Genomic DNA, 7,053 nt, shown 5'->3' on the forward strand with positions numbered 1-7,053 from the left:
CCGACATGCCAGGCACCAACGTCTCTCTGATCACCTGCTGCTTGAATTTTCGCGCGTACGTGCGACGGGGATGGGCTGCGCCCCCTGCGTTCGACATGGCTGACTGGCTCCGTTGATCTGAACGCCCTCATCATGCTTTGGAAAAGTCAGCATGGCGAAACGGTCGGGCCGAGCCGCTTACGTTTGTCGCGGCCAGGTATAAAGTCAAAAATCAGTTCCTGAGAGGCGGATAATATGGATGAGAAAGGCACGACTAAAATCGACTGGGAAGCCGCCATTAAAAATGCCGTTCGGTACGCGTCAATATCTTTTGTCGTCAATCCAATTCAGATAAATTCTGGCGTGCTTCCGTTTACGTTTCCTGATGGTAGTGTTCTTGACCAAGCCACGTCAGTTGAACGGGAAAATATAAAGGTAAAATTGGAGTCATTAATCGGCAGGAGTGGGACTTTATCTCTGGCAGGTATCTTTGAATCCAAACAGACGGCTACCGAGTTGCCCGGAGGTGGATATTCAATTCAAACGGAATCGCTTCCGGAGCCGAAATGGAAATACTATGTTGTGCGTTATCCCGGAACGAGAAATGTAAACGTCAATTTGCACTATGCGGCAAGTATTTGCGAGACGCCGCTTGACCTTCTGTCATTCAGTTTATCGGAAATCTCGAATGGCTATAAATTCGAATCCCTACAGAAATATTTTCATATCGGCTCCCATCAAGGATTCATGGACAGGGTTGTTTGCATAAACGTCGACTCGCTGAAGGAGATAGCGATTACTTATGAGCTTTTGATCGCGACGACTGGCGGCATCGGTGGCAAAGGTGACTTTCCAGAGATTCTTCGGGCCTTGCAGATGCTCGACTCACTAAACGATCTTCCTTCGAATTCCAGTTTTTTATGTTTGGGGCTGTTTGCGATTATAGAAATGCTAATAACGCATAATCCTGTCTTGGAGGATCGAGGCAACTCGATCACTCATCAAATGAAGTCTAAAATTCCGCTCCTGTCACGTCGCTTTGATCGCCCACTTCCGCTCTCAGAGCATTTTGGTGAAGCTTCTTCCGAAAAAATATGGTCCGCGCTTTATTCGTATCGGAGTAGCGTGGCGCACGGCGGTGTCCCGGATTTTCGTAAGAAACAGCAGCTACTCGTCAGCCAAGAGAACGCTGACAAGTTTTTGCGGGTTACGGTTAAGTCCCTCATCCGTCACGCATTGAGGGAGCCGGACCTATATCGTGACCTGCGTGCCTGTTAGCTCGCTATTCACCTGCTAGATCGCTGCCAGTCGACGCGATAGGGTACGGGGCGCTGCTGGATATAATGGACGAAAAAAAGCCCCGCGAGTGCAGAGCTTTTTCGTGTCGCTTTAGCAGAAGCTCTTTGCTGGCCGGAACAGTCGGCCAAACCAGCGCTGGAGACGCCTCCAGAGTCTTCGGCTGAATACTGGTGGATGGGACAGGGATTGAACCTGTTACCCCTGCCGCGTGAAGGCAGTAGTCGGGGGCGCGATGCTCACTCACCGCCGCGCCGTATTAGCCGTGTCAGCTTAGGCAGTGAACTGCCTCAGCAGTTAAGTCGGATCAGCCTCAAGCACGGCCGCCACGTCGAGAAATTCGACGATATCCAGCCGCCGCCCCCGCTTTCGTATTCGGACTCGGACTCCAGCGGGCGATTCCATTTATTGGCAACGTTCTGCCGTAACGTGTTGCGATGAGGCTCCACGGGTCGTCACGATTTTTCGCTTGGGGACCGCGAGAGCCGGGCGCACATCGCTACAACCCACTCTCTCACGAATTCACGGTCTTCATCGGACAGCCCTCCCATGAGAACGGTAATGTCAGTTGCAGGCTCCAGCGAACGCGTCGCACCTCCTGCGACAAGTGTCTCCGGCTCCACGCCATACAGCGTGGCCAATTCGAAAAGACGGCTTAGTGGGGGCAGCGTGTGTCCCCTTTCAAAGCGGCTGATCGTTTCGGTATTCACATCCAGCGCTTCCGACACATCCTCCTGCGTCATCGCTGCGGCACCACGAGCTAGCGCAAGTGCCTGACCAATCCGCTTCGCAAAGATTTCCTCTCTAGTCGCGCCGATCCCCATACCACACCCCGTGTCGAACACCACAAAAAATCACTTTCCGATAGTGACGGGGGGCAGATGATCAGTTAACGCATTAAAATGTTGATATCAACACTAAATGTTGACTTTGGTCTGCCGATATACAGATGTACGAACCAGCCTGCTCGGAAAGCTGCAGAGGCTGGCCGATGGACCAAGAGCATTCGACGGCGGACCGCTTACGTACGCCGTCAAAGATGCAACTCTATTTAACGGACGAACGACCATGAGAAACATTGTTTTGGCGAAATTCACGCTTTTCCTTCTGATGCTGATTAGCGTTTCGGCCAACGCACAGACTGTCTACGATGCCCGCCGTCAACTGATGAACTCGATAGTCACGCAGTCCTGCAACGTGTTTGCCCAAATGGGCGACGTCATTGCCCAAGCCAACGGTAAAGGGATGTCACGAGCAACAGTCAAGGCAAAGCTGGCAAAAGCCCCCGATGCACAAGGGCAGCCGTTTGAGAACAACCCTGACGCACTCAACCTGATTTATGCGATCACCGACGCTGTCTACGCACAGGGTGCAAAAACCAGTGAAGAAGGCGAAGTTATCGGGCGTCAGGTGTGCACGCAGACCTTGACAGCCGACGAGTGATTTTCCCTTTCTCGTTCGAATGCCGGGAAGCTTTATTCAGCTAGTAACAATCGAGGGTATCGAAATGCTGGTAGCAGAGGTTGTAGCGCGAACCATAGTTGAGCGTCTACAGGAAGCGGGGCATCCGCGTGCCGTGTGGATCAAGCGCACGGAAGTCACGCACATCACCGGCGTCCTGCCGTCCTTCCTCGTTGAAGAAATCGGCAAAGAACTGGCAATGGCGTCACTCATTTTCGCCGAAGTGCCGGGCGTGGGCTTCCTTCTGATCGACCCGACGAAATTCACCGAAATGCCAACACTGTGCATGGCGTCCGCAGAACAACAGCGCCGCCAGCCGGTGTGAACATTTCGGACGCGTTCAATCTAATCTGACCGATGAAGCCCATCCGATTTGTCTGCGGCACAAGGGGCACCCGGGAGCAGTTCTCCAATGATACCGCGCTCGGTCGCTCGCTGAAGCTGTACAGCCATTTAAAGCACGCACAACTGCATCTATTCGACAATAATGCTCAGGGGTTATCGACGATCTACAACGCTGCGATTCAATACGCGGTAGACAATCCAGCCATTCTCGTCTTTGTTCACGATGATGTATGGCTACATGACTTTTTCTGGGTCGACCGGATCAATGAAGCGCTTCAGCGCTTCGATGTGGTGGGACTCGCTGGCAACAAGCGCCGCGTGCCACGTCAGCCTGCGTGGGCATTCGTCACACTGGATTGGAAGTGGGACGAGTCGCAGTTTCTGAGCGGCACGGTCGGTCATGGCAAAGGTTTTCCGTGCGATAACGTGTCACTGTTTGGGCCGTCGGGTCAGACATGCAAGCTTCTGGACGGCCTGATGCTGGTCGTTGACAGCGCGAGACTGGTCGAGACCGGTCTGCGCTTCGATGAGCAGTTCACATTCCATTTCTACGACATGGATTTCTGCCGCCAGGCAGAATTGAAGGGTTTGCGCATGGGTACGTGGCCGCTTTCCGTGGTGCACGATAGCGCAAGTGTCTTTGGCTCGCCGGCGTGGATCGAAGGTTACGGACGCTATCTGCGGAAATACGGCGAATAGCCGGCGGCGTCGACGATTCCTGCGTGATGCAGATCGTCAACGCGACGACCGACAACATATGCATTTTCGGCGGCGACTCGATTCGCTTAACCAAATAGAAAATGGACAAACCACTATTGAAATACGGGCCAGTGCTGTCACTTCGCGGATGCTGGGCACCGCGAACGCACAGTAGATTCCGCCCACGTGCGAGCAGTACATTATGGGCAACTAGGATATGCGGCGTGGATGCATTTCGTCTAGCTGGAGAAGCTGAAACCGTACTCGTGATCGGAGACGGACTTTGCTCGATGCCATTACCAGCCAGGCCAATCTGCTGGAGAGCGTTGTCGCAGCGGAAGGGCATTAGGGAGCGCCATGCTTTTTAATCTACGACAGCGGCGAACGCGCCGCTACCCGTCTCGCGCTGCATTTTACGAGCAGCGCATTTCCTTGCAACTTGTGCGCAAATGCAGACGCGTACGCGGGGCACGTAAATATGAGTCGGTCGGCTACAAATGGAAAGCGAGCGAGACACGGAATGACCACAGGCGCTGCTCGATTCATCGGCGCGCAGTGTTCCGCTGGCTCCGGCAGATTTCCGCATGGGTGGGGGAGGTACTGCCAGTTGATCGGCGCAAGACATCGACCGAATTCAGACTCTCGAAGCTGCAACCGGCCATCCGGATTTTCGTGACTGCGAATACCATCGTGGCAGGTGTCGCGTTTCGGGGCGATAACTGCTGGGACCTTCTGCGATGTATCGAATGCGAGCCTCGAAAAGTGCAGGGCGGCTGGATTGATTCGCTCAATCTGCCCAGCTATCGACGCCTGTATCCCGATCTAGAAAGACTGTGGCGGAACGAGGTCTTCGACTCCTTCGAAACATGGTTTCGCGGGACGTTGCTTACCGCCGATACATTGATTATCTACGGCATGAGGGAAGGGCCGACGTGGGCGCGGCTGGCTGCGTCGTCGGCATCCGTCGAGCCACACGAAATTGAACGGCTACCGGTGCGCATCGGCTATCCCGACCGGGTCGATTCGCACGACCACCTTTGAACGCCCGCCTACGGAATGCACAGCGTCGATAAGCTTGTCAGCAAACGTCTCTGTATGGAGGCTTAATTCAATTTACTTGCCCCCGTGGGTGGGGGAAAATCGATCATTCGATCCAATGCGCATGAGTTGGACAAATGACGATTCCCTACAATCTTGACGACGAAGCTCGCAGTGAGCTACTGACCTACCTCGTTGTATCGCAGCTGGTTGGTCACGCGACAACGGGCAAGTGGCTAAAGGTCGAACACCTGATTGAATCGGAAAACCTGTGGCTTAAGGCGAACGGCGGCAATGGCGATACGGTTGAGATTGACCCGGTTCAACGGACAGATTTGCAGTTGGGTTTAGTGTGATGTTGAACCTCCCGGGAGTGTTGAGTCGCGGGTTGTCCACGGCCGGGCGGCGGGTCGCCTGTCACGACCATGACGCTGCCCGGCGGTGGGCAACCCGCGCGGCGATGACATTTGATCCTGCGAATGCAGGTTTTCGAATTCGAGCGGCGAGCAATAGCCGATACTGCTGTGCAGGCGGCGTATGTTGTACCAGCCTTCCAGAAACCAGAAGATGCGTGCGCGGGCCTGCTCGCGGGTCGCGAAGTGTTCTCGCATCAGCAGCTCCGCCTCGAGCGTGCCGAAGAATGATTCGCACATGGCGTTGTCATAGGCGTCGCCGGCCGTCCCCATTGACGGCTGCACGCCGGCCTCGCGGCAACGCCTCCCGAAGGCAATGGACGTGTACTGACAGCCCTGGTCCGAATGATGGATCACCCCCTCGGGACGCCGCTGCAACAACGCCATGTCCAGTGCACGCAGCATCAGTTCGGTGTACAGATGGTTTGACATTGCCCAGCCGACGACGCGGCGGCTGAATACATCGAGCACCACCGCCAGATACAGGAACCCTTCAGCGGTCGGCACGTATGTGGCGTCTGCTACCCACAGCACATTGCGGGCGTCGGCGCTGAAGTGCCGGCGCACCAGGTCGGGCGCACGCCGTGCCCCTGCGCGTTGCCGCGTAGTGTGCGGCCAGCGCCGCCGGCTCGCGCCACGCAGGCCAGCCATGCGCATCAGGCGCGCCACCCGCTTGCGTCCCACGTGCATGCCTTCGCGTGCCAGCTGCACATGAATACGTGGTGCACCGTATGTGCCCCGCGAGCTCGCATGCAGCGTACGGATGCGCGCGAGCAACTGTGCGTCACCGCATGCGTGTGCCGAAGGCTCCCGTACCAGCCACGCGTAATAGCCGCTCGTGGAGACCCTGAGCAGCCGCGCCATCGTGGCAATGGGCCAGCGGGCCCGGTTCGCTCTCATGAATCCGTATCCTTCGGCGATACGGCTCCCGTCTCCCGGGCAAACCAGGCCGCTGCGTGAGAGAGGATGTCGCGCTCCATCTTCAACTGCCGGTTCTCGCGGCGCAGCTTCGTGAGTTCCTGCCGCTCGGCGGTGGTCAGCCCGTCATGGCGCACGCCCGCATCGCGACCAGCCTGTGCCACCCAGTTGTAGATCGTCTGCGCGGTCGGCTCGAACTCCTTTTCCAGTTCCTCCGGCCTGCGCCCGGCCTTCACCAGTTCAACCATTTGCGCCCGGAATTCCGCCGGGTACGGGGTACGATGCTTGCCCATTTCGGCACCTCCTCTTCAAAAGGATAGGCGTCCGTTTTCGCGGGTCAACTTCAGGTGGAGCGGGTCCGGTTGGTTGCGGAGTCGTTCAAGATCGCGTCCGACATGCAGGTGTTCCCGGTCATGAAGGACCTTACGTTTCTGTCCAGACTCTTTACAGATGGCTGGCGACTGGATTACCGGAGCCCCGTAGTGCGAGGCATGTTCGACGTGTGCGCCCATCAACTGCTAAAGCCTTCGATCAGCAGGCGACAGGAAAGGCGTAAGCCATGAGGGGGAGTGCCGATAGCGTCGGCTGAATGCGGTCAATGGACCCGCTTGATTACCGTCTGAAGCCAGCGTGTATCTGCTTGGCACCTAGAGTATATTAGGCGACGAAAATAATAATTCAGACCTAAGAAAATCCGGGGGCGCGATGGCTGCGAGCACAGTACAGGAGTATGTGGCCGAAAGAGGTATCACGTATCTGTTACATTTCACTCGACTATCAGAGGTGGCCCCGGAAATCTGGACAGTCGGTTAGGTGGAATCGCTGGGTTCTGAGATAGGCATAATGCCTACAAAGGAAACCAGACGATGACGAAGAGAACCCGGCGCACGCACTCAGCGGCGTT

At 56.1% G+C, this 7,053-nt stretch carries 7 protein-coding genes and 1 pseudogene; 6 read left to right on the forward strand and 2 right to left on the reverse strand.

Features of this window, described 5'->3' with window-relative positions; all coding sequences use genetic code 11:
* Window positions 1-234: 234 nt before the first annotated feature.
* The gene (locus FQ755_RS33395; protein ID WP_144161523.1) at window positions 235-1,257 is read left to right on the forward strand and encodes a HEPN domain-containing protein; all 1,023 of its coding nucleotides are present in this window, start codon (window positions 235-237) and stop codon (window positions 1,255-1,257) included.
* 473 nt (window positions 1,258-1,730) lie between these two features.
* Here FQ755_RS33395 and FQ755_RS33400 read toward each other — a convergent pair whose 3' ends face one another.
* Complete coding sequence (locus FQ755_RS33400) at window positions 1,731-2,099, reverse strand: helix-turn-helix domain-containing protein (protein ID WP_144161526.1); 369 nt, start codon at window positions 2,097-2,099, stop codon at window positions 1,731-1,733.
* A gap of 244 nt (window positions 2,100-2,343) precedes the next feature.
* Between FQ755_RS33400 and FQ755_RS33405 the strand changes: the two genes are divergently transcribed.
* The 5 genes from FQ755_RS33405 (at window position 2,344) to FQ755_RS33425 (ending at window position 5,174) form a co-directional block, all read left to right on the forward strand.
* Window positions 2,344-2,718, forward strand: a complete 375-nt coding sequence (locus tag FQ755_RS33405) for a hypothetical protein (RefSeq protein ID WP_144161529.1) — start codon at window positions 2,344-2,346, stop codon at window positions 2,716-2,718.
* 64 nt (window positions 2,719-2,782) lie between these two features.
* Window positions 2,783-3,061, forward strand: a complete 279-nt coding sequence (locus FQ755_RS33410; protein WP_144161532.1) for a hypothetical protein — start codon at window positions 2,783-2,785, stop codon at window positions 3,059-3,061.
* A 32-nt stretch (window positions 3,062-3,093) separates the two neighbouring features.
* Window positions 3,094-3,780 (forward strand): glycosyltransferase, encoded by a 687-nt coding sequence (locus tag FQ755_RS33415; protein WP_144161535.1) that lies wholly within the window; start codon window positions 3,094-3,096, stop codon window positions 3,778-3,780.
* Window positions 3,781-4,137: 357 nt separating this feature from the next.
* Window positions 4,138-4,821: a hypothetical protein gene (locus FQ755_RS33420; protein WP_144161538.1), complete on the forward strand. Its 684-nt coding sequence runs from the start codon at window positions 4,138-4,140 to the stop codon at window positions 4,819-4,821.
* A gap of 134 nt (window positions 4,822-4,955) precedes the next feature.
* The gene (locus FQ755_RS33425; protein ID WP_144161541.1) at window positions 4,956-5,174 is read left to right on the forward strand and encodes a hypothetical protein; all 219 of its coding nucleotides are present in this window, start codon (window positions 4,956-4,958) and stop codon (window positions 5,172-5,174) included.
* A 123-nt stretch (window positions 5,175-5,297) separates the two neighbouring features.
* Here FQ755_RS33425 and FQ755_RS33430 read toward each other — a convergent pair.
* Window positions 5,298-6,442, reverse strand: a pseudogene (locus FQ755_RS33430) (IS3 family transposase); the annotation flags it as partial.
* Window positions 6,443-7,053 lie beyond the last annotated feature (611 nt).

Source organism: Paraburkholderia sp. BCC1885, from assembly GCF_900996235.1.
GTDB lineage: Bacteria > Pseudomonadota > Gammaproteobacteria > Burkholderiales > Burkholderiaceae > Paraburkholderia.

What these genes read in the sequence shown, in the direction of transcription:
- FQ755_RS33410 (WP_144161532.1), top strand. Translation starts at nt 2,783, where the DNA reads ATGCTGGTAGCAGAGGTTGTAGCGCGAACCATAGTTGAGCGTCTACAG.
- FQ755_RS33420 (WP_144161538.1), top strand. Translation starts at nt 4,138, where the DNA reads ATGCTTTTTAATCTACGACAGCGGCGAACGCGCCGCTACCCGTCTCGC.
- FQ755_RS33400 (WP_144161526.1), bottom strand. Translation starts at nt 2,099, where the DNA reads ATGGGGATCGGCGCGACTAGAGAGGAAATCTTTGCGAAGCGGATTGGT.
- FQ755_RS33425 (WP_144161541.1), top strand. Translation starts at nt 4,956, where the DNA reads ATGACGATTCCCTACAATCTTGACGACGAAGCTCGCAGTGAGCTACTG.
- FQ755_RS33395 (WP_144161523.1), top strand. Translation starts at nt 235, where the DNA reads ATGGATGAGAAAGGCACGACTAAAATCGACTGGGAAGCCGCCATTAAA.
- FQ755_RS33405 (WP_144161529.1), top strand. Translation starts at nt 2,344, where the DNA reads ATGAGAAACATTGTTTTGGCGAAATTCACGCTTTTCCTTCTGATGCTG.
- FQ755_RS33415 (WP_144161535.1), top strand. Translation starts at nt 3,094, where the DNA reads ATGAAGCCCATCCGATTTGTCTGCGGCACAAGGGGCACCCGGGAGCAG.